The organism is Pantoea sp. GABEPS69 (assembly GCF_045780835.1).
Classification (GTDB): domain Bacteria; phylum Pseudomonadota; class Gammaproteobacteria; order Enterobacterales; family Enterobacteriaceae; genus Pantoea; species Pantoea septica.
Genome location: NZ_CP118619.1, coordinates 37,121 through 58,905, shown reverse-complemented (window position 1 = coordinate 58,905; position 21,785 = coordinate 37,121). Strand labels below are relative to the sequence as shown.

General features: G+C 55.5%; 17 protein-coding genes and 1 pseudogene. 15 read left to right on the top strand and 3 right to left on the bottom strand.

What is annotated here, in order from left to right:
* Nucleotides 1–54: 54 nt before the first annotated feature.
* Nucleotides 55–522: a DUF4174 domain-containing protein gene (locus tag PVE98_RS20145; RefSeq protein ID WP_227741445.1), complete on the top strand. Its 468-nt coding sequence runs from the start codon at nt 55–57 to the stop codon at nt 520–522.
* Nucleotides 523–795: 273 nt separating this feature from the next.
* Here the strand turns inward: PVE98_RS20145 and mqo are convergent, their stop codons facing one another.
* Together mqo and PVE98_RS20135 are read right to left on the bottom strand one after the other, a co-directional pair.
* Entirely contained in the window at nt 796–2,451 is a 1,656-nt protein-coding gene (gene mqo / locus PVE98_RS20140; protein ID WP_033748328.1) for a malate dehydrogenase (quinone), read from the bottom strand.
* Between the two features lie 499 nt (nt 2,452–2,950).
* Entirely contained in the window at nt 2,951–3,859 is a 909-nt protein-coding gene (locus tag PVE98_RS20135) for a LysR family transcriptional regulator (protein WP_096074128.1), read from the bottom strand.
* Between the two features lie 128 nt (nt 3,860–3,987).
* Here PVE98_RS20135 and PVE98_RS20130 point away from each other — a divergent pair, with 128 nt between their 5' ends.
* From PVE98_RS20130 to PVE98_RS20110, 5 genes and pseudogenes are all read left to right on the top strand, one after another.
* Complete coding sequence (locus tag PVE98_RS20130; protein WP_096074129.1) at nt 3,988–5,298, top strand: MFS transporter; 1,311 nt, start codon at nt 3,988–3,990, stop codon at nt 5,296–5,298.
* Nucleotides 5,299–5,312: 14 nt separating this feature from the next.
* A complete protein-coding gene (locus tag PVE98_RS20125; RefSeq protein WP_033748324.1) occupies nt 5,313–6,401 on the top strand; it encodes a tartrate dehydrogenase in 1,089 nt (362 codons plus the stop codon).
* A gap of 2 nt (nt 6,402–6,403) precedes the next feature.
* The gene (locus tag PVE98_RS20120; RefSeq protein WP_096074130.1) at nt 6,404–7,663 is read left to right on the top strand and encodes a glycerate kinase; all 1,260 of its coding nucleotides are present in this window, start codon (nt 6,404–6,406) and stop codon (nt 7,661–7,663) included.
* A gap of 186 nt (nt 7,664–7,849) precedes the next feature.
* A pseudogene (locus PVE98_RS20115) lies at nt 7,850–8,123 on the top strand (integrase); the annotation flags it as partial.
* A gap of 147 nt (nt 8,124–8,270) precedes the next feature.
* Nucleotides 8,271–8,888 (top strand): LysE family translocator, encoded by a 618-nt coding sequence (locus PVE98_RS20110; RefSeq protein ID WP_033748320.1) that lies wholly within the window; start codon nt 8,271–8,273, stop codon nt 8,886–8,888.
* 342 nt (nt 8,889–9,230) lie between these two features.
* Here the strand turns inward: PVE98_RS20110 and PVE98_RS20105 are convergent, their stop codons facing one another.
* Entirely contained in the window at nt 9,231–10,115 is an 885-nt protein-coding gene (locus PVE98_RS20105; protein ID WP_096074131.1) for an SDR family oxidoreductase, read from the bottom strand.
* A 99-nt stretch (nt 10,116–10,214) separates the two neighbouring features.
* Here PVE98_RS20105 and PVE98_RS20100 point away from each other — a divergent pair, with 99 nt between their 5' ends.
* The 9 genes from PVE98_RS20100 to urtA all read left to right on the top strand — a co-directional run bounded on the left by PVE98_RS20100 (nt 10,215) and on the right by urtA (nt 21,752).
* Nucleotides 10,215–11,054: a helix-turn-helix transcriptional regulator gene (locus PVE98_RS20100; RefSeq protein ID WP_096074132.1), complete on the top strand. Its 840-nt coding sequence runs from the start codon at nt 10,215–10,217 to the stop codon at nt 11,052–11,054.
* A 63-nt stretch (nt 11,055–11,117) separates the two neighbouring features.
* Nucleotides 11,118–11,876, top strand: a complete 759-nt coding sequence (locus PVE98_RS20095) for a carbon-nitrogen hydrolase family protein (protein ID WP_033748314.1) — start codon at nt 11,118–11,120, stop codon at nt 11,874–11,876.
* A 332-nt stretch (nt 11,877–12,208) separates the two neighbouring features.
* Complete coding sequence (locus tag PVE98_RS20090; protein ID WP_313618873.1) at nt 12,209–12,682, top strand: hypothetical protein; 474 nt, start codon at nt 12,209–12,211, stop codon at nt 12,680–12,682.
* A gap of 442 nt (nt 12,683–13,124) precedes the next feature.
* Nucleotides 13,125–13,370, top strand: a complete 246-nt coding sequence (locus PVE98_RS20085) for a ParD-like family protein (protein ID WP_033790797.1) — start codon at nt 13,125–13,127, stop codon at nt 13,368–13,370.
* On the top strand, nt 13,367–14,155 hold the full coding sequence (map, locus tag PVE98_RS20080; protein ID WP_033748303.1) for a type I methionyl aminopeptidase: 789 nt from the start codon (nt 13,367–13,369) through the stop codon (nt 14,153–14,155). The genes PVE98_RS20085 and map overlap by 4 nt, the downstream gene beginning before the upstream one ends.
* 174 nt (nt 14,156–14,329) lie before the next feature.
* A complete protein-coding gene (atzF, locus tag PVE98_RS20075; RefSeq protein ID WP_096074133.1) occupies nt 14,330–16,126 on the top strand; it encodes an allophanate hydrolase in 1,797 nt (598 codons plus the stop codon).
* 2 nt (nt 16,127–16,128) lie between these two features.
* Nucleotides 16,129–19,746: an urea carboxylase gene (gene uca, locus PVE98_RS20070; RefSeq protein WP_313618871.1), complete on the top strand. Its 3,618-nt coding sequence runs from the start codon at nt 16,129–16,131 to the stop codon at nt 19,744–19,746.
* A gap of 9 nt (nt 19,747–19,755) precedes the next feature.
* Entirely contained in the window at nt 19,756–20,454 is a 699-nt protein-coding gene (locus PVE98_RS20065) for a GntR family transcriptional regulator (RefSeq protein WP_096074135.1), read from the top strand.
* Between the two features lie 29 nt (nt 20,455–20,483).
* Nucleotides 20,484–21,752, top strand: coding sequence for an urea ABC transporter substrate-binding protein (gene urtA, locus PVE98_RS20060; protein ID WP_096074136.1), 1,269 nt, complete (start codon nt 20,484–20,486; stop codon nt 21,750–21,752).
* Nucleotides 21,753–21,785: the final 33 nt, after the last annotated feature.

Genomic DNA, 21,785 nt, shown 5'->3' with positions numbered 1-21,785 from the left:
GTCCGATCATTCTTTTTATCTGAATACCGTCAGCCTGACTAAGAGGAGTAAAGGATGCGTATGAAATATTTACTACCAACACAAGTATATCTGTCTCATAACGCCGTTATGGCTTCAGGCATGTTGGTGCTGTCATTGTTGTTTTACAGCTCTGCGCTGACGGCAGGTACAACGATGTTCGACTCTTTACCTCCTGATACAGCAAGCCTTGAGCAGTATCAGTGGCATAATCGCCCTGTTATTGTATTTGCTCCATCTGAAAAAGATGCTGACTATGTCAGGCAAATTGCCATGCTAGAGCAAAGCAAAGCTGATTTAGCGGATCGCGATATCATTGTGCTAAGTGATACCTCACCCGCTGCCAGTGGCCAGCTGCGTTCGCAATTTAAGCCCGATGGTTTCGAAGTGATACTGGTCGGTAAAGATGGCGGAGTGAAAATTCGTCAAAAAACACCGCTTACTTCAGAAGATTTACTCTCTACCATCGACAGAATGCCAATGCGTAAGGCTAATTTGCGTTAATACCTCATACTACGCGACAAGGGTATTAAACGGGGTATAGCAGACAGCCGTTATCTGGCATTTACAAAAGCCTTTTTATAGAAAGTAGCGATGCTGAATAACACCATAACTTGCCCGACTGCAATTCACATAAATGTAAAAGTGTGAGTCTTCATATGTGGCTTTTTTAGTTCTAACGCAAATTACATCGCAAAGGTGAAATTTGTCGTGCAGCGACCTGATAATAAAAGCCCCTGAAGAGAACTTCAGGGGCTTTATAATCATCCGTAAGGATTAGAGAGCCATATCATGCTGAGCTTCAGCAGCGGCTTTTGGTTTCTGAGGTTGAGCCTGAGGAGAGTCCTGAGCGTCCTTCATCTGGATCACTGGCGGTTTTACCAGCTGCAGCGTTGCCGCCGTTTCATCCCAAACCTGCTGGGTCAGCGCAACGTTGCCGTTCAGTTTCTGCCCATAGCTAGGAACGATGCTACGGATCTTGCTCTGCCACTCCGCCGACTTGAATTGCTCAGGGAACAGTTCCTTCATCACGTTGATGGAAATAGGCGCAGCAGTAGAGGCTCCCGGAGAAGCGCCCAGCAGCGCAGCCAGGGTTTTCTGTTTATCGGTAACGATTTCAGTTCCCAGTTTAAGTACGCCGCCTTTTTCAGCATCTTTCTTGATGATCTGAACGCGCTGGCCTGCCTGAATGAGTTTCCAGTCCTCTTTACGCGCTGACGGATAATACTCTTTCAGCGCCTCGAATCGATCTTCGTCACTTAACATCACCTGGCCAATCAGGTATTTCACCAGGTCAAAGTTATCAAGCCCTACGTCTGTCATAGGACCCACGTTTTTGGTCGTAGTGGTACTTAACAGATCGAGGAAAGAGCCGTTTTTAAGGAACTTGGTCGAGAAGGTCGCAAATGGCCCAAACAGCACGACACGTTTACCATCCAGGAAACGCGCATCCAGATGCGGTACCGACATCGGTGGTGCGCCCACAGAAGCCTGTCCATAAACTTTTTGCGCGTGTTGACGGGCTATGTCCTGATTCTCTGTCACCAGGAACGAACCGCCGACAGGGAAACCTGCATAATTCTCAGCTTCCGGGATGCCCGTTTCCTGCAACAGTTTTAACGCCCCGCCGCCTGCGCCAATAAAGACATATTTAGCATCTACAGCGTGCTCTTTGCCGCTTTTCACGTCGGTAATAGTGACGTGCCAGGAGTTATCGCTGTTACGTTTAAAGCCCGTAACTTCAGACGAGGTTTCCAGCTTAAAGTTAGCGTCTTTTTTCAGGCTACCCACCAGCTGGCGTGTAATTTCGCCATAGTTGACGTCGGTGCCAACCGGCGTCCAGGTTGCAGCCACTTTCTGGTGTGGATCGCGCCCGGCGATAATCAGAGGAGCCCATTGCTTGATCTGATTCTGATCGGTAGAGAACTTCATCCCCTGAAACAACGTCGTCTGCTGCAGCGCTTCATAACGTTTAGTCAGGTAATCAACGTTCTTGTCACCCCATACAAAGCTCATATGTGGCGTAGAGTTGATGAAAGAGTGCGGATCGTTTAACACGCCACGCTTTACCTGGGATGACCAGAACTGGCGAGAAATCATGAAGGATTCGTTGATTTCAAGCGCTTTAGACACATCAATCGAACCGTCTGGACGTTCTGGCGTATAGTTCAGCTCCATATTGGCGGAGTGACCCGTACCGGCATTGTTCCAGCCATTGGATGATTCGAGCGCAACACCATCCAGCTTTTCAACCATGAGCTGTTTCCAGTCAGGCTGGAGCTCTTGCAGTAACGTGCCCATTGAGGCACTCATAATACCGCCGCCAATCAGAAGTACGTCTGTTTTTTCGTTAGCGTCTTCAGCATGGGCTGTCGCACTGACTAACATCGCGATGAGAGATAACGCAGGGAAAATTTTATTTTGTTGCAGCATTATATTTAGTACTATCGAAAATAGATGAGTGAAGCAATATTTTAACTTACTCGTATCGATTTTTAAACACTCCATATAAAACACCGCTTCAAAAAGATGACAATATTTAATTTTTAAATTAAATAAAACGTATTTTAACTAAAAAAATCAGGTTGCTGATTTTTTATTATCAACCATTGAAATCTGCCGTAGAAACTAAAAACCAGCCAGCGCGAAACCTAAGAAAAGATAACAGGCTGGTTCCGCACGATGTTTGCTGGTAAAAAAAGACCTACACGGGCATCTAACTTAAATTTTTATTATTGTTTGGCCGGTGAAATTTTTCGCCTGCCGTATGCTGTGGCCGGTTTTCATAAAATAGAAAGGCGCGGAATTTTTACTGTTTTCCCTTTCTCTCGTTAATAAAAGAGCAACATGATATCCCGCCACACCCTGTCGTTTTTTTCAGCACGCATGCACAGGGTAAATAAACGACCAGCCTTCAGCGTTCTGCAATCAATTACAGGTTATGAGTAAGCTTTTGAATGTTGTCAGAAAGCATATCCAGCAGAGCCTTAACATAAATATTATTATTTCCCTGATGCCACATCACACTCAGCGGAAGCCCTTCCACATTCTTCATCGGCGAGAGAGCAAGGTATTTCACGCCGTCAGCGTTCATATTCTTATAGGATGAGGGGACCAGAGCAATACCCAGACCGGCGGCCACAAAACTCAGGATGGTCTGTTTCTCTTCTGCATACTGCGCAATAACGGGTACGCAGCCGCCCGCTTTGAAAACGTTCATCGTCAGATCGTGACTATGAGGCCGGGTACGCCTTTCCGGCACGATTACCGGCTCATTACGAAAATCATCGATACTGACTTCACTATGACTTACCAGCCGGTGATGGGCAGGAACGGCGAGCACGCAGGTTTCATTAGTGATAAATCGCGTGGTCAGCGTTACGTCAACCTGTTCAGGCGGACGTACAAAAATTACATCCAGCCATCCGGAGAGCAGCCGAGGGATAAGGCTGTGCGTTTTATCTTCAGTAATATGGATATCCGCATCAGGAAATTGCCTGACAAAAAGATTAATCAGTTCCGGCAGTAACCCTCTGGCGGCGCTGTCAATAGCGCCTATCCGCAGCGTTCTTTTTTGCGATAATGTTTTTTTGCGGAACCGCAGCCGTAGCGCATCGAAATCAGCAATTACGGCTTTGGCCTCATTCAAAAATGCTGCCCCTTCAGGCGTCAGCGACACATTTCTGGTCGATCGGTTCAGTAGCCTTATCCCCAGGTCCTCTTCCAGCAATTTTATGAAGCGGCTGAGTGATGCAGGCATCATTTCAAGTTTTCGGGCTGCCCGGCCAAAGTGAAGTTCATCACCCAGCACCACAAAGCAACGCAACTGATTTATATCCATTTTTCCACCCAAAACTGATTATGCAAATTATTTGTATAAAGCAGTGCCGATGATAAAGCCGCGCAAAACTTCATACTGGGATTATTACAAAACGATAACAACCCTACATGACTGTGGAGCATCCTGAAATGAATAACGACCTCGAAAAAAAGGTTATGCGAAAGGTTACCCTGCGCATCATTCCTTTTATTATGCTGCTGTATTTCATTGCGTTCCTGGACCGGGTGAACATAGGTTTCGCTGCCCTGACCATGAATCAGGATCTGGGTTTTTCCCCCACCGTATTTGGGCTGGGTGCCGGCATTTTCTTTCTCGGCTATTTTCTTTTTGAAGTCCCGTCCAACTTAATCCTGCATAAAGTGGGCGCCCGCATCTGGATCGCTCGCGTGATGATCACCTGGGGCCTGGTCTCTGGCTGCATGGCTTTTGTGCAGGGTACGACCAGCTTCTATATTCTGCGCTTTCTGCTCGGCGTGGCTGAGGCAGGCTTTTTCCCGGGCATCATCCTCTATCTCAGCTACTGGTTCCCGGCCGCAAAACGCGCGCAGGTCACTGCCATCTTTATGGCCGCAGCTCCGCTCTCCACTGCACTGGGATCGCCTATTTCAGCCGCTTTGCTGGAGATGCATGGTTTCCTCGGCTACGCCGGTTGGCAGTGGATGTTTGTACTGGAGGCTGTCCCGGCGCTGATGCTTGGCGTTGTGGTGTTGTTCTTTCTTACTGACCGCCCGGCCAAAGCCAAGTGGCTGACTGACGAAGAGCGCACCTGGCTGGAAAACACGATGCAGGCTGAGGAGCTGGCTCGCACCGCTAAACAGAGCCACAGCAGCGCATGGCGAGGGCTGGCGGACAAGCGCGTACTGGCACTGGCACTGGTCTATTTCGGTACGTCCGCCGGATTATATACGCTTGGTATATGGTCGCCGCAAATCATCCGCAGCTTCGGCGCCACATCGCTTGAAATTGGTTTCCTTAACGCCTTCCCGGCTGTCATCGGCGTTATCGCCATGATCCTGTGGGCACGCCATTCCGACCGTACTAAAGAGCGCAGCTGGCATGTGATTGGCGCCTGCCTGCTGGCTGCTGCCGGGCTGATTTACGCCGGTAACGTCAGCACGCTGTTCGCCGTGATCATCGCCTTAACGCTGGTCACCGTGGGGATCAGCGCATCCAAACCTCCACTGTGGAGCATGCCAACGCTGTTTCTCAGCGGGCCGGCAGCCGCAGCGGGTATCGCTACGATCAACTCCATCGGCAATCTCGGCGGTTTTGTCGGCCCGATGATGATTGGCGTAATCCGTCATCAAACCGGTAGCTACAGCTGGGGGCTCTACTTTGTCGCCGCGCTGCTGGCGCTCTCAGCTCTGATTGTCCTGATTCTTTCTGCCAGAGCGAATAAACCGCAAACGGCAGAGATCCCTCATCCTCATACTCATTGACTGGAGAAGTAACTATGCGTAACTACAAAATTGCAGCCATACCTGCCGACGGTATCGGTCCGGAAGTCATTTCAGCAGGTGTTGAGGTGCTGCAGGCGCTGACACGTCGCGATCCACAACTGAAGTTTGATGTAGAGACCTTTGACTGGGGGTCGGATTACTACAAAAAACATGGCGTGATGATGCCAGAAGAGGGACTGAACACGCTGAAGAAGTTCGACGCTATTTACTTCGGCGCGGTGGGAGCGCCCGATGTGCCTGACCACATCACGCTGTGGGGGCTGCGTCTGCCGATTTGCCAGGGTTTTGACCAGTACGCCAATGTTCGACCTACCAAAATCCTGCCGGGCGTGACGTCACCGTTGCGTAACCGTGGTCCGGGCGATCTTGACTGGGTCATCGTGCGTGAAAACTCTGAGGGCGAATACTCCGGTAACGGCGGTCGTGCGCATCGAGGCTTGCCAGAAGAGGTGGGTACCGAAGTGGCCATCTTCACCCGCGTTGGAGTCACGCGCATCATGCGCTATGCCTTCAGACTGGCGCAGTCACGTCCGCGCAAGCTGCTGACCGTAGTGACCAAATCCAATGCCCAGCGTCACGGTATGGTGATGTGGGATGAAATTGCCGCTGAGGTAGCGCTGGAGTTCCCGGATGTGCAGTGGGACAAGATGCTGGTCGATGCCATGACGCACCGTATGACGCTGCATCCGCAGACGCTGGATACTATCGTTGCCACCAACCTGCATGCCGATATTCTGTCTGATCTGGCCGGTGCGCTGGCAGGCAGTCTGGGTGTGGCGCCTACCGCCAATATCGATCCGGAACGCCGCTTCCCATCCATGTTTGAACCGATCCATGGTTCAGCGTTCGATATCACCGGCAAAGGCATCGCTAATCCGGTTGCGACCTTCTGGACCGCCGTGCAGATGCTTGAACATCTGGGCGAACGCGACGCTGCTGCGCTGATCATGGAAGGCATCGAATACGTGTGTAAGAAAGGCATTCTGACGCCTGATATCGGCGGCACCGCCACTACCGCTGACGTCACCCGCGCCGTGGTGCAATTTATCGAAGCCAAAGCTGACGTTGCCGAGACCGCATAACCATGAAAAATGAACAGGCCGCAGCGATCCTGCAGGATATCTTTCAGCAGGCTGTCGACAGCGCCCGCGCCGGGCCGGTGATCCCTCCGAATCTGCCGGAAAAGCCACGCGGTCGTTGCGTGGTGATCGGTGCCGGAAAAGCTTCGGCAGCGATGGCGGCAGCGGTGGATGCGGCCTGGCCGGATGTGGATCTGTCAGGCGTGGTAGTGACGCGTTATGGTCACGCGGTGCCCGCGGGTCGCATCCGCATTATCGAGGCGGCGCATCCCGTGTCAGATGCCATGAGTGAAACGGCCGCCATGCTGATTGTGGAGGCCCTGCGCGGGTTGACACCGGATGATCTGGTGCTGGCGCTGATTTCCGGTGGGGGGTCTGCGCTGATGGCGCTGCCCGCCCCGGGATTGACGCTGGCCGATAAGCAGAAAATCACCCGCTCTCTGCTACACAGTGGCGCCAACATCAAAGAGATGAATCTGGTACGTCGTCACCTCTCCGCGGTGAAAGGCGGCAAGCTGGCGATGCTGGCGCAACCGGCCCGTATCGTGTCACTGATTATCAGTGATGTGCCGGGCGATAATCCGGCAGACGTAGCGTCTGGCCCCACCGTTGCCGACCACAGTATGCCGCATGATGCGCTCCAGGTACTGCAGCGCTACGGCATCGCGATCCCTGACGCTGTTCGCGACCTGCTAAACCAGCCGGCCAGCCCGGTGAAAAACGTAGCGAACGGCGAAGTCAGGCTAATCGCTACCCCTGCGCTGGCTTTGCAGGCAGCTGCGGTAGCCGCACGCAATCACGGACTCACGCCGCTTATTCTGGGCGATGCGATAGAAGGTGAAAGCCGTGAAGTAGCCGTGGTTATGGCCGGTATCGCCAGGTCAGTGAAGCAGTACGGGCACCCGGTTCCCGCCCCTGCTCTGCTGTTGTCGGGGGGTGAAACCACCGTAACGGTCAGCAACGGTCAGCCAGGAAAAGGGGGGCGCAACACCGAGTTTTTGCTCAGCCTTGCCTGCGCATTGCAGGGTGAACAGGGTATCTGGGCAGTCGCCGGCGACAGTGATGGTATTGACGGTACGGAAGATGCAGCGGGCGCGATGGTCTTCCCGGACACGCTGACACGCGGCAAAATACGCGGCCTTAATGCGGTTAATTCTCTTAATGGACATGACAGCTACAGCTATTTTCACGCGCTAGATGATTTGCTGATCACCGGCCCGACGCTAACCAACGTAAATGATATCCGGGCAATATTGATTGCCTGAGCCTGTTGCTCTCCTGCGAGCCGGGAGAGCCATTTTCATACTTAGCGTTTTTCAGCCTGAGCCCGTTTGTTAACGTTCTGCCTGCTTCACCTGATGCTCTATCCTGGAAAGCTACAGCCTGTTGCATCGGATTTGCGCGATCTGAAAAATCCATTCGCCCTATTAAAGCCAGTTAAGCTTCTGGATAACGACTACCTTTTCCCGTCACGCGTTGGTTCTTCACGACACATCTCAACCAGACAATATAACCGTATTTTTCATGAATGGATCGGGAAGCTGGGCCTCGGTAAGACGCTCTCCAGTACGCATTAAATGCGCAGAACCAAGCCATATCTGATCTATAAAAAAGAATCTTCGGATAATTCACTTACTTTTTGATCACTAAAAACTTGAAAGCAGAGTACGTTTCCGTGGCACTGAAGCAGATGATGCTCTGGAAGTATCGGCGTCAATCGAAGTCTGGCCTGTGAGGGCTGCAACAGCAGCACTATGCCAGGAGCGGACATTACTGGCATCATGTTATGTTGTTAACCGGGAGCAGTTCATGGGGTGTGCAGTTCGCACAACGAGGGAGCTGTCTGACACTGATTATTGATGGAGAAGATGAATGACAAGTGATTTGATTGCGCTTTCTGCTATTGGCGTAGCTATCCTTTTTGGCGCAATGAGCCCGGGTGTCAGCTTTCTTCTCGTGGCACGAACGGCCATGTCCGGTTCCAGACGGGCGGCTTTATCTGTCGCTGCAGGTATGGGTTTTGGTGCGTTTATTTTTGCTGTCATAGCTTTAGCAGGTCTTCATACCCTGCTGACTCTGGTCCCATCCCTTTACACGGGCCTGAAGGTTGCAGGCGGTTGCTATCTTTTATGGCTGGCGTTGAAAATGTTCCGCCGTCCTTCAAATCGTTTCAACGATTCTGCCGGTTCAGAGGAAGTCAGCGCCTCAAAAGCTTTTATGACAGGCGTATTTACGCAAATCAGCAATCCGCATACTGCACTGGTCTTTGCCAGTATTTTTTCCGCAGCGCTTAGTAAAAATATTCAGCCTGTTATGTACATCATTCTGCCCACAATGGCATTCGTTATTGATGTGCTCTGGTATGCAGTCGTTGCATGCTTATTATCAACTGACGGGCCACGTCAGGCTTACATTAGATACCGTAAATTTTTAGATAAACTCAGCGGAGGCGTTATGGCCCTTCTGGGAATACGACTGCTGTTGAAATAAGTCAGACGAGCACGATGTAGTCTACTGACAAGAAGTGCGCATGTCCGCTTTTCGCTCAAAGCGGACATTAGCCTACGTGCCTGTCTGCTTAATGTCATAGCAGAGGTATCGGCGCCGCCGTGATAACAGGCATTGAGGATAAATGTCTGTTTTATCGAGCAGCTTATTGATTCTCTTACATATCCATGCAGTAAGGTAACAATCATCAGAGTGCTGTTTACAAGAACAACTTGTTGCGCCTGGCGTCGATTCGCCGATCGAGCCTGCGTGTCATCCAGACTTCCGCAAGATCCGCAGCCGGTTAAGGCAAAAGCCGATACAGGCGCCGGGTCTGAGGCTGGCTTAAAAATTCATTTGGCTCAAATCAGCGATAAGCCCCTGCCCTTTGGGCTGCCAGTTAAGCTGCTGGCGCGTCCAGGCACCGCTGGCACGCAGATCCATCGTTGCAAAAGCGGCGAACCAGCCGAAATGCTCCGCGGCCTGTTCTGGTTTCAGCGAAACGGCGGGAATATCCAGGCCTGTCGCCACGGTTTCAGCAATCAGCCGTGAGGCAATGCTTTCTTCGGCTACCGCATGATAGCGTTTGCCGCATTCGCCTTGCTCAAGCACCTTTACATACAGTCCGGCCACGTCATCCACGTGTGCCGCACACCAGGCATTTTCGCCTTCACCAATATAAGCTGCCGCGCCTTTTTCCCTGGCAAGCGCGATGTAATAGCTGATTAATCCCTGGCGTTCGGTATTGTGAACCTGAGGCAAACGCACCACCCTGACATCGATCCCCGATTCCGGTAGTTGGGAACCTTCAAGCTCAGAGGCTACACGTGGGTTGGGGTGTGCCGGGTTAAAATTTTGCTCAAGAGCAGGTTGGCCACTGCCGTCATCGCCCATTCCAGTTCCGGAGGTGATCAATAACGGGCGCTGACTGCCCTGCAGCACAGAGCCAATAGCACGAATAACCCGGCGATCTTTCTCGCAATTCTCCGCAAAACGGCTGAAATCATGATCGAAGGCGGTGTGGATCACGGCATCGCATTGATCAATGCCTGCGAGCCACGCCAGTGGATCTTCCAGCGTTCCGTGCTGAGCGGTTGCGCCCCGATCGGCTAACTGCCGGGCGGCTTCTTCTGAACGCACCAGCCCGACGACCTGATGACCGCCTGCCAGCAGGACCGATACCAGACGTGAGCCAATAAAGCCCGTTGCACCCGTTAGAAAAATACGCATAGTCTGTCTCCTGAGTGATTGACGGCGACAGCGTAGGCGCGGCTCTCTTACTATTAAAGTAGTGACATTTTCAGTGTATAAACATTAACAGGCTAATCTATGACACTGCTTTCTGAAAATCCGCTGGGTGAGTTTTTAAGGGCCCGTCGTTTGGGACTTGACCCAGCTTCGTTTGGTTTCTTGCCCGGCCGCCGCCGTACGCCGGGCCTGCGCCGCGAAGAAGTGGCCCAGCTCGCGAATATCAGTCCGACCTGGTATACCTGGCTTGAGCAGGGCCGCGGGGGCGCCCCCTCGCGCGAGGTATTAAACCGCATTGCTGTCGGACTGCGACTTACTTCTCCCGAACGCGATCATCTGTTTATACTCGCGTTTGGCCATCCTCCGGAAAACCGGGTCAGTCCGTCCCGCAACATAACCCCACGACTGCAACGCATGCTGGAAAGCCTGACGATTCCGGCAATTATCAAAACCGCCACCTGGGATGTGGTGGCATGGAATCACCCTGCGTCGGTTGTGCTGAAGGATTATGCGCTGCTCCCGCCCGCGCGGCGCAATATTCTGCGCCTGCTTTTTACCGACCCGCAGGCGCTGGAGATGCAGGACGACTGGGAGAGTGTGGCCCGGCTCATCGTCAATGCCTTTCGAGCGGATGCCGCGCGCCTTGGCGCTTCAGAGGAAATCGATCGGCTGGTTGAGGAGCTGTCAGCACAAAGCGCTGACTTCGCCCGCCTCTGGCGCAACAACGATGTTGCCGGGCATGGGGAAGGGTTAAAGGTGCTGCATCATCCTCAAATCGGGAGAGTTGCGCTGGAGTTTGCCACCTTTTCTGTTGAAGGGAGGCCGGATCTGACAATGATGCTATTCAATCCAGCAACTGATGACAGCAGGGAGAAAATAGCGCGCTGGATCAGCCTGAATTCGCCTCAGCGCGAAGGCTGAGCCAGGCAGTCTTCATTTTCGTAGAGTAACTGACAACTTTAAAAAAACAGCACGGGAGAAAGCATGGACTCTATTCAAGGAAGGTTAAGAATCGCAGCAGGACAGTTTGCGCCAGCGCGCGGCTGTATTGATGAGAATATGCGTTATCACGAAATGTTGATTGAGTCTGCGGCATCGGCAGGCGTTAACCTCATCTTTTTTCCTGAACTCTCTCTGACGGGTTATGAACCAGAAATGGCTGAAGAAGTGGCACTGGCTGATGAAAGCTGTCTGCACCCACTTCAGGTATTGTCTGACAGGTACGATATGACAATTATTGTAGGCGCACCGTTGCATGTTAAAGATGGAAAACCGGCTATTGGTGCATGTGTGATTTCATCAAAACGGCCCGTTTTCTGTTACCGAAAAATATACCTCCATCCGGGAGAGTCCGATTATTTTTCAGCGGGTGATACGGAGTGCGTGTTTAAGGAAAGGTCATTTAATGTTGGCATAGCCATATGCGCAGATGCAGGACAGCCCGTACATGCAGAACGCACGGTGCAGCAGGGTGCTGAAGTCTATCTGAATGCCGTTTTGAGCGCCGGCGGGTTTGATAAAGATTCAGGACAGCTGCAAAGCTACGCCAGACTTTACGCAATGCCCACGCTGATGGCCAATTACTGTGGCCCGTCAGGTGGCTGGAAACCGGTCGGAAAAAGCGCCGCATGGGATGCAAGGGGAGAACTTATTGCTCAGGCTCCGGAGGATTGTGCTGCCCTGGTCATCATGGACCTGCAGGATAATGGCTGTTTCGGGCAAGTGATCTGCCTTCATAACTAAAAAAACTGAGAAAGCTTAGCAGGTCTCTTTCGAAAGCTCGTCAGCGCTTTTCTGTCATCTCAGAGAAGTGCTTTTTTCTTTCAGAAAATCAGGTGCCCTGTAGTTTGATAGCGTGAAAGGCTAACATCCGCTTTTCGCTTATAGCGGACCTTACCTTTCTTATATGTCTGCTCTGTGCCAGGAGCGGACGTTGTTAAAACAGCGTATTTTAATCAGTCTGAAGCTGTTAAAGGATTCAATGTTCTCGCACGCTGTTTAATACGTGAACTTACAGATATGCTGCAATGTCTCTGAAAGATTACTATCAATAATGAAGTCCTGTTCATGAATTCATGTACGGCAACGCGCTTAAAGAGGGAAAAATGGATAAGTATGCGGAACGACTCACAGGGTTTATGCGCGCTGTAGGTTGTATGAATGATGCGGCAAATCGTATATCTGATTATTTTGTGGTTAAACTTGAGGAAAGCGACAGCATGCTGTCTTCTTTGGCGATGTATCACTCATCTATTACAAATAAATTTCCGGCCGCATACTGGCACCCACAACTCAAAGAATGTTCTCAACAAATAGTTATGGAAACAGTGGCAATATGGTTTTTTGAACATGAAGACATGCAGCTTCTGCCATCCTCATTGAAGCAGAATATCCTGGGTAATTTCATAGATGCTCTCATTGAAATGACAGGTAATGCACTATTCTATAGCCTCATCACTAGCCCACCAGTGTGGTATGGCTCCCAACACGACGAGTTTGTCATCGAATCACAATATGGCAGATACCTCATTCATTTCAGTTGTCACTGACTTTTTTGTCACAATCTAACTTCAGCAAAGCTTTCCTACACAACCTTTACTTCGGTTAGCGAAATCGGCTGAGGGCTTGGCTCGTTGGAGAAATGAAAAAACCATAAATCATTCATTGCTAATATCCGCTTTTCGCTCAAAGCAGACATCTACTTTCACGCAGGCGCCTTCCGCAACACACTAAATCAGAGTCGAAAAATTCTCTCCCTACCCGCCTCTAAACTCTTCAGATATCGCATATTCCGTATCTGACAATAAAGTAAAGACGCGACAGTTTTACGCAGCAGTTGCCAAGCCATAAAAGGCGTTAAGTGACCCAAAATCTCTCGCCCCACGTTAAAAAGGAGATGTGCCATGGTGAAGCAACTATACATTCTCCTTGCACATCAACCCGCAAAGAGTAACCTATATACAAACCATATACGTTTCATATAGGCCACGCATGGGCATTGTCAAAATATCCGATCTGATGCATGAAAATCTGCGTATCGCCAGTCAGGCGATGAGCCGCTCCATCAACGCGCAAGCCGAACACTGGCTTAAGCTGGGCATGCTGGCGGAGCTCTATCCCCACTTTACTCAGCAGGAGCTGGCGCAGCTGCTGATCCGCGTCGAACTGGAGCACGGTAGCGACCTGCGTCAGCTCATCTCCCCTGCCGAACGCCTGCCACAAGGAGAAGCGCAGTGAACAGAAGCGTAAAGATCCACACTCAGGAACAGATCGAGCTGGCGCGCGCGGCGGGCCATGCGGCGGCGCAGGTACTGGCGATGATTGCGCCGCACGTGCAGCCTGGCGTCACCACGGAAGAGCTGGATGACATCTGCCACGATTTTATCGTTAACGAGCTAAAGGTGATCCCCGCCAATATCGGCTATCAGGGCTACACGCGCACCACCTGCACCTCAGTCAATCACGTGGTGTGTCACGGCATTCCCTCGGTCAAAAGGCTGAAAAAAGGGGATATCGTCAATATTGATATCGGCGTGATTAAAGATGGCTGGTACGGCGATACCAGCCGTATGTACTTTGTCGGCGAACCCTCAGTGCGCGCGCGGCGGCTGGTGGATATCACTTATCAGTCGCTGGTCGCGGGCATTCACGCCGTGAAGCCGGGCGCGACGCTGGGCGATATCGGCGCAGCGATCCAGCGCGTCGCGGAAGGCGCCGGTTTCTCCGTGGTGCGCGACTACTGCGGCCATGGCGTCGGTCAGATCTATCATGATGAGCCGCAGGTCCTGCACTACGGCACGCCCGGGCAAGGTTTAGCGCTCCAGCCTGGCATGATCTTTACCATTGAGCCGATGATCAACGCCGGTAAAGCGGGCACCAGCGTGCTCTCGGACGGCTGGACGGTGGTCACCAAAGATCGCTCGCTTTCAGCGCAGTGGGAACATACCCTGGCGGTAACGGAAAGCGGATTTGACCTGCTGACGCCCTGGCCGGACGGCTACGGCGACTATCCTGCGATTTAACGCCGCTTCAACAGTTCTTCTGCTTTAAGCCGGTGCTGCGTTGCACCACGACACGTCAGGTAATGAGGTTGAGCGCGCAGCGCTGAAAAAAATAGCCAGTAGATTCATGCCATTAGCAAATGGCATGCATTTTGCTCGAGGAATTCCATCTTGTATACCAGTTGGAATTCACTCATGGCCTCAACCTTCGGACTCACGCTTCAGGAGTGGCAACACCGCTACCAGCAGGACCCGCACTGCATCGGTGCGCTGCTGACTGCGCACCTCGACGCTATCGATCAGCAGGATAACGCCTGGCTTTATCTCGCTACCCCGGCGCAGCTACAGGCGCAAATCGAACCGCTGCTGGCAAGCTATCTGCGTAATCCGACTGCGCTGCCGCTGTTTGGCGTGCCTTTTGCGGTGAAAGACAATATCGATGTGGCAGGCTGGCCCACCAGTGCCGCCTGCCCTGCCTTCACCTACACCGCCGACGCGGACGCCTTTGTGGTGGCGCAGTTAAAAGCGGCGGGCGCGGTAGTGATCGGCAAGACGAATCTCGACCAGTTTGCGACAGGCTTAGTCGGCACGCGCTCTCCATTCGGCGCGGTGAGCAATACTTTTAATCCAGATTATGTCAGCGGCGGCTCCAGCTCTGGTTCTGCTTCGGTGCTGGCGCGCGGCCTGGTCGGCTTCTCGCTCGGCACCGATACCGCCGGTTCCGGCCGCGTGCCGGCGGGCTTTAACAATATCGTCGGGCTTAAACCCACCAAAGGCTGGTTCTCCGCCAGCGGCGTAGTGCCCGCCTGCCGCCTTAACGACACCGTCTCCGTTTTTGCCTTAACGGTGGAAGATGCTTTTGCGGTCGCCACCGCCGCAGGCGGCTATGACGCCGGTGACGCCTATTCGCGCCACAACCCGCGCACCGCGCCTGCCAGCTTCAAGGCGCAGCCCGCTTTCGCCGTTCCCGCCGCGCCGGAATTTTTCGGCGACAAGCAGGCTGAAGGGGCCTGGCTACGTGCGCTGGAGCAGCTGCAGGCGGGCGGCGCCACGCTGCATCCGATCGATTTCACCCCCTTCCACCAGCTTGCGGAGCAGCTCTACTACGGTCCGTGGGTGGCGGAACGCACCGCGGCGGTAGGCGAGATGATCAACCGCCCGGAAGAGATGGATCCGGTGGTGTACGGCATCGTCAGCAGCGGGCTGAAATATAGCGCCGTCGACGCTTATCAGGCGGAATATCTGCGCGCCGAACTGACGCGGCAGATCCAGCAAACCCTGGCGCAGTTCGATGCCGTGGTGGTGCCGACCTCGCCCACCATTCACACTCTGGAAGAGATGAAGCAGGAGCCGGTGCGCTTTAACTCGCACTTCGGCACCTATACCAACTTCACTAATCTCGCCGATCTCAGCGCCTTAGCCCTGCCAGGCCCCTTCCGGGACGATGGCCTGCCTGCAGGCATTACGCTCATTGCGCCCGCCTGGCAGGATCGCGCCCTCGCCGATTTCGGCCTGCGCTGGCAGCAGCGGATGGCGCTCTCCCCTGGCGCCACCGGCCAGCCGCCGCGCGCCCAGCATGCCCCGCTACCGCTCTCTGCCGATCACGTGCGCGTCGCGGTGGTTGGCGCGCATCTCACCGGCATGCCGCTCAATTTCCAGCTCACCACCCGTAACGCGGTCTGGGTAGAAGAGACGCGAACCGCCAGCAACTATCGCCTCTTCGCCCTGCTCGACGGCCCGATCAAAAAGCCGGGCCTGCTGCGCGGCGACAGCGGCGCGGCGATCGTAGTCGAGCTGTGGGATATCCCGCTGGCGCGCTTCGGCGAATTCGTGGCCGAGATCCCGGCGCCGCTCGGCATCGGCTCGCTGACCCTCGCCGACGGCCGCGTCGTAAAAGGCTTCATCTGTGAACCGGCGGCGCTGACGCAGGCGCTGGAGATCACCGAATTCGGCGGCTGGCGCAGCTGGCTCGCCTCTCAGGGGAGTAAATAACCATGTTCAGCACCGTTTTGATCGCCAACCGTGGCGAAATTGCCTGCCGCGCGATTCGCACCCTGAAGCGCCTCGGCGTGAAAAGCGTTGCCGTTTACTCCGATGCCGATCGCAACGCGCGCCACGTTAAAGAAGCGGACGTGGCGATCGCGCTCGGCGGCGATAAAGCCGCCGACAGCTATCTGCGCATCGATAAAATTCTCGCCGCCGCCAGCGAGAGCGGCGCGGAAGCGATCTGGCCCGGCTACGGTTTTCTCTCGGAAAGCCTGCCGTTCGCCGCAGCCTGCGAAGCGGCGGGCATCGCTTTTGTCGGCCCGACGGCGCAGCAGATTGGCGAATTTGGCCTGAAGCATCGCGCGCGCGAACTGGCCGCTGAGGCCGGCGTGCCGATGACGCCCGGCACGCCGCTGCTCAACGCCCTGGAGGAGGCGATCGACGCCGCCGCGCGCATCGGCTATCCGGTCATGCTGAAAAGCACGGCCGGCGGCGGCGGCATCGGTTTGACGCGCTGTGCCGACGAGGAGGCGCTGCGCAACGCCTGGGAGAGCGTGCGCCGCCTCGGCGAGCAGTTCTTCAGCGATGCCGGGGTGTTCCTGGAGCGCTGCATCGATCGCGCGCGCCACGTTGAAGTGCAGATTTTCGGCGACGGCAGCGGCAAAGTGATCGCCCTTGGCGAGCGCGACTGCTCGCTACAGCGCCGCAACCAGAAAGTGGTGGAAGAAACCCCGGCGCCCCATCTTCCGCAGGCCACGCGCGACGCCCTGCTGGCCTCAGCGGTGCGCCTGGGCGAGCGAGTTAGCTACCGCAGCGCAGGCACCGTTGAATATATCTATGACGCCGAACAGGACGCCTTCTACTTTCTTGAGGTAAACACCCGTTTGCAGGTGGAACATCCGGTGACCGAATGCGTCACCGGCCTCGACTTAGTGGAGTGCATGCTCCAGGTCGCGGCGGGCGACGCCCTTGACTGGGCGCGCCTGCAACAGGCGCCTGTCGGCGCGTCGATTGAAGTGCGCATTTACGTCGAAGATCCGCTGAAAAACTTTCAGCCCGCGCCGGGCACGCTTACCGGCGTTGTCTTCCCGGATGAGGTGCGCGTGGATAGCTGGATCGACACCGGCACAGAAGTCTCGGCGTTTTACGATCCGATGGTCGCCAAACTGATTGTCCATGCGGAGACGCGCGAAGCGGCGCTGGCGAAGATGCAGCAGGCGCTTGACGCCACCCAGTTGCACGGCATCGCCACCAATCTCGACTATCTGCGGCAAGTCGTCGCCACCGAGGCGTTCCGCAGCGGTCAGGTGTGGACCCGCTTTCTTGACGGCTTTACTCCGTCCGCCAGCGTAATTGAAGTGCTGCAGCCGGGCACCTTCAGCACCATTCAGGATTTTCCGGGGCGTCTCGGCTACTGGGATATTGGCGTACCGCCCTCCGGCCCGATGGATGATTTCGCCTTCCGCCTCGCCAACCGCATTGTGGGCAACCACGAGAGCGCCGCCGGACTGGAGTTTACGCTGCAGGGGCCGACGCTGCGTTTCCACAGCGATGCGGTGATTGCCCTGACCGGCGCCAGCTGCCCGGCTGCGTTAGATGGCGTGAGTCTGCCCTACTGGCAGCCCGTTGAGGTGAAAGCCGGGCAAACCCTGACCATAGGCCGCGCCCAGAGCGGTTGCCGCACTTATCTGGCGGTTCGCAACGGGTTCGACGTGCCGGAATACCTGGGCAGCCGCTCCACCTTCTCGCTCGGCCAGTTTGGCGGCCATGCCGGACGTACGCTGCGCGTGGCGGATATGCTGCCGATCTCCCAGCCGCGGCTGGCGGCCTGCACCACACCCGCGCCGGTCAGCGCGCCGCAGGCGCTGGATCAAGCGCTGGTGCCGCATTACGGCAACGAGTGGCGCATCGGCGTACTCTACGGCCCGCACGGCGCGCCAGACTTTTTCACCCAGGCCGCTATCGACGAGTTTTTTTCCAGCGACTGGCAGGTGCACTACAACTCCAACCGTCTTGGCGTGCGCCTGGTCGGGCCGAAACCGACCTGGACGCGCGCCAACGGCGGCGAAGCCGGTTTGCACCCCTCTAACGTCCACGATTGCGAATACGCCATTGGCGCGGTGAACTTTACCGGCGACTTTCCGGTGATCCTGACGCACGACGGCCCCAGCCTGGGCGGCTTCGTCTGCCCGGTGACCATCGCCAGAGCCGAATTGTGGAAAGTGGGCCAGGTGAAACCGGGGGATCGCATTCGCTTCCACCCGATCGGCGTAGAAGAGGCGGCGGCGCTGGAAAAAGCGCAGGCAGAGTGCGTTGCCACCCTTCGCAGCCATCACGCCGCGACCTTTGCGGTGCCGTCTTTAGCGGCCACCGGGTTCGGCTCCGCGACGCTGCTGGCGGCGCTGCCCGCTACCGAAACCACGCCGGCCGCCGTCTATCGCCAGGCTGGCGACAAATATGTGCTGATCGAATATGGCGATAACGTGCTGGATCTGGCGCTGCGCCTGCGCGTACACCTGCTGATGAAGGCGCTACGCGAGCGCGCCGTGCCCGGCGTGGAGGAGCTATCGCCCGGCGTGCGATCGCTGCAGGTGCGCTATAACAGCCTGATCCTCAGCCAAAAGCAGCTGATGAATCTGCTGCTGGAGCTGGAAGCTGGACTCGGCGACGTCAGCCAGCTGAAAGTGCCGTCGCGCATTGTCTGGATGCCGATGGCGTTCGAAGACAGCGCCACGCTCGGCGCCGTGGCGCGCTATAAAGAGACGGTGCGCGCCAGCGCGCCCTGGCTGCCCAACAACGTCGATTTTATTCAGCGCATCAACGGGCTGGAGAGCCGCGAAGCGGTGCGCGATACGATTTTTGACGCCAGCTACCTCATCCTTGGCCTGGGCGACGTCTATCTGGGCGCGCCCTGCGCGGTACCCATCGATCCGCGCCATCGTCTGCTCAGCTCCAAATACAGCCCCGCGCGCACCTTCACCGCCGAAGGCACGGTAGGCATCGGCGGCATGTATATGTGCATCTACGGCATGGACTCGCCCGGCGGTTATCAGCTGGTGGGCCGCACGCTGCCGATCTGGAACAAATTCCTCAGGAACGATCAGTTCGCGGCGGATGAGCCATGGCTGCTGCAGTTCTTCGATCAGGTGCGCTTCTATCCGGTCAGCGAAGAGGAGCTTGCCCGGCTGCGCGATGACTTCCGCGAGGGGCGCGCCAGCGTACGCATCGAAGAAACCCTGTTCGATTTCGCCGCCCATCGTCAGTTCCTTGCAGAAAACGCAGCGTCGATTAGCGCCTTCCGCCAGCGCCAGAGCGACGCGTTTGAGCGCGAAGTCACGCTATGGACGCAGGAAGAGCAGAACGCGCCGCTAACCAGCGAAGAGACGCTGGCGGTTGCCGAAGTCGATGACGAGGCGCTGGCGGTGTGCGCCGACATGAATGGCAACATCTGGAAAGTACTGGTGCAGCCGGGCGACAGGGTGGCAAGCGGCCAGACGCTGATCGTGGTGGAAGCGATGAAAATGGAACTTCAAATCGTCGCGCCCCAGGCCGGTACGGTGAAACGCATCGCCTGCCAGGCGGGACGTCCGGTGAGCCCGGGCGACGCCCTGCTGTGGCTTGAATAAGGATCGTCCATGAATTCACGCCCGCGTAGCAAAGGCCGCCCTGAAGCCCTGGCGGAGAAAGTCTATCAGGCGCTCAAGCAGGACATTTTTGCCTTCCGCCTGATGCCCGGCGACCGCTTCAGCGAAAACGAAATCGCCGAGCGGCTGGAGGTCAGCCGCACGCCGGTGCGCCAGGCGCTGTTCTGGCTGGAGCGCGAGGGCTATGTCGAAGTGTGGTTCCGCAGCGGCTGGCAGGTAAAGGCGTTCGACTTCGAATACTTCGAAGAGCTCTACGACTTCCGCACCGTTATCGAGCGCGAAGCGGTGCGGCGCCTGTGCGCCCTGCCGCCCCTCGCCTGCGCGGAAATGCTCGCCGCCCTGAAGCGCTTCTGGATTGACGATCCGCGCCTTGAAGAGGGCATCGCGGTGTCGGCTCAGGACGAGGCGTTTCATATGGCGCTGGTGGCGGCGGCCGGCAATCAGGAGATCGCCCGCGTCCACGGCGAATTAACCGAAAAAATCCGCATTATCCGTCGGCTCGACTTTACACGCGACGATCGGGTAGAGGCGACATACCGCGAACACGCTCAGATTTTACGGGCGATATTTCAGCAAAACACCGAGGAGGCGCAGCGCATTCTGACCGACCACATCGCCGTCAGTAAAGCGGAAGTCAGAAAGATCACATTGCATAGGTTACAGCAGGCCCGGCTTCAGGTTACTGAATAATAAAACCATTAAATTTTAGAGGGTTACTGATGAAAAGACGTTCATTGCTCAAGGCTTTCGCGCTCTCCGCCACCGTCGCCAGTCTGGGCTTCGCCTTTGGCGCACAGGCCGCAGAGACCATTAAAGTCGGCATATTATCTTCCCTTTCCGGCACCATGGCGATTTCAGAGACGCCGCTAAAAGATATGGCCCTGATGACCATTGACGAGATCAACGCCAGCGGCGGCGTGCTGGGCAAGAAGCTGGAGCCGGTGGTGGTCGATCCGGCCTCCAACTGGCCGCTGTTCGCCGAGAAAGCCCGCCAGCTGCTGACGCAGGACAAAGTCGCTGCGGTGTTTGGCTGCTGGACCTCGGTATCGCGCAAATCGGTGCTGCCGGTGTTTGAAGAGCTGAACGGCCTGCTGTTCTATCCGGTTCAGTATGAAGGCGAAGAGATGTCGCCGAACGTGTTTTATACCGGCGCCGCGCCTAACCAGCAGGCGATCCCCGCCCTGCAATACCTGATGAGCGAAGATGGCGGCAGCGCCAAACGTTTCTTCCTGCTGGGCACCGATTACGTCTATCCGCGCACCACCAACAAGATCCTGCGTGCCTTCCTGCACAGCAAGGGCATTCAGGATAAAGATATCGAGGAGGTCTATACGCCGTTTGGTTACAGCGACTATCAGACCATCGTCTCTAATATCAAGAAGTTCTCCGCCGGCGGCAAAACCGCAGTGATCTCCACCATCAACGGCGATTCGAACGTGCCTTTCTATAAAGAGCTGGCGAATCAGGGCATTAAAGCCACCGATATTCCGGTTATCGCCTTCTCCGTAGGGGAAGAGGAGCTGCGCGGCATCGATACCAAACCGCTGGTGGGCCAGCTGGCGGCCTGGAACTACTTCGAGTCGGTAGACAATCCCACCAACGCTAAATTCGTCGCCGATTATCGCGCCTATGCCAAAGCGCATAACCTGCCGAACGCAGGCACGGTCGTCACTAACGATCCGATGGAAGCGACCTATGTCGGTCTGCATATGTGGGCGCAGGCGGTAGAGAAAGCGGGCACCACCGACGTAGATAAAGTGCGCGCGGTCATGGCGGGACAAACCTTCAAGGCGCCGGACGGCTTTACCCTGACGATGGATAAAACCAACCACCATCTGCATAAGCCGGTGATGATCGGCGAAGTAGAAGAAAACGGGCAGTTCAACGTGGTGTGGCAGACCGAACAGCCGATCCGCGCGCAGCCGTGGAGCCCCTATATCGCCGGTAATGATAAAAAGCCCGATTACCCCGTGAAGTCGGCGAAATAACATCATGCCCTTCAGAATGCCTGAAGGGCGCTT

Coding starts and splice junctions, on each gene's coding strand:
- PVE98_RS20145 (WP_227741445.1), top strand. CDS start 55: ATGCGTATGAAATATTTACTACCAACACAAGTATATCTGTCTCATAAC.
- mqo (WP_033748328.1), bottom strand. CDS start 2,451: ATGCTGCAACAAAATAAAATTTTCCCTGCGTTATCTCTCATCGCGATG.
- PVE98_RS20135 (WP_096074128.1), bottom strand. CDS start 3,859: ATGGATATAAATCAGTTGCGTTGCTTTGTGGTGCTGGGTGATGAACTT.
- PVE98_RS20130 (WP_096074129.1), top strand. CDS start 3,988: ATGAATAACGACCTCGAAAAAAAGGTTATGCGAAAGGTTACCCTGCGC.
- PVE98_RS20125 (WP_033748324.1), top strand. CDS start 5,313: ATGCGTAACTACAAAATTGCAGCCATACCTGCCGACGGTATCGGTCCG.
- PVE98_RS20120 (WP_096074130.1), top strand. CDS start 6,404: ATGAAAAATGAACAGGCCGCAGCGATCCTGCAGGATATCTTTCAGCAG.
- PVE98_RS20110 (WP_033748320.1), top strand. CDS start 8,271: ATGACAAGTGATTTGATTGCGCTTTCTGCTATTGGCGTAGCTATCCTT.
- PVE98_RS20105 (WP_096074131.1), bottom strand. CDS start 10,115: ATGCGTATTTTTCTAACGGGTGCAACGGGCTTTATTGGCTCACGTCTG.
- PVE98_RS20100 (WP_096074132.1), top strand. CDS start 10,215: ATGACACTGCTTTCTGAAAATCCGCTGGGTGAGTTTTTAAGGGCCCGT.
- PVE98_RS20095 (WP_033748314.1), top strand. CDS start 11,118: ATGGACTCTATTCAAGGAAGGTTAAGAATCGCAGCAGGACAGTTTGCG.
- PVE98_RS20090 (WP_313618873.1), top strand. CDS start 12,209: ATGTACGGCAACGCGCTTAAAGAGGGAAAAATGGATAAGTATGCGGAA.
- PVE98_RS20085 (WP_033790797.1), top strand. CDS start 13,125: ATGGGCATTGTCAAAATATCCGATCTGATGCATGAAAATCTGCGTATC.
- atzF (WP_096074133.1), top strand. CDS start 14,330: ATGGCCTCAACCTTCGGACTCACGCTTCAGGAGTGGCAACACCGCTAC.
- uca (WP_313618871.1), top strand. CDS start 16,129: ATGTTCAGCACCGTTTTGATCGCCAACCGTGGCGAAATTGCCTGCCGC.
- PVE98_RS20065 (WP_096074135.1), top strand. CDS start 19,756: ATGAATTCACGCCCGCGTAGCAAAGGCCGCCCTGAAGCCCTGGCGGAG.
- urtA (WP_096074136.1), top strand. CDS start 20,484: ATGAAAAGACGTTCATTGCTCAAGGCTTTCGCGCTCTCCGCCACCGTC.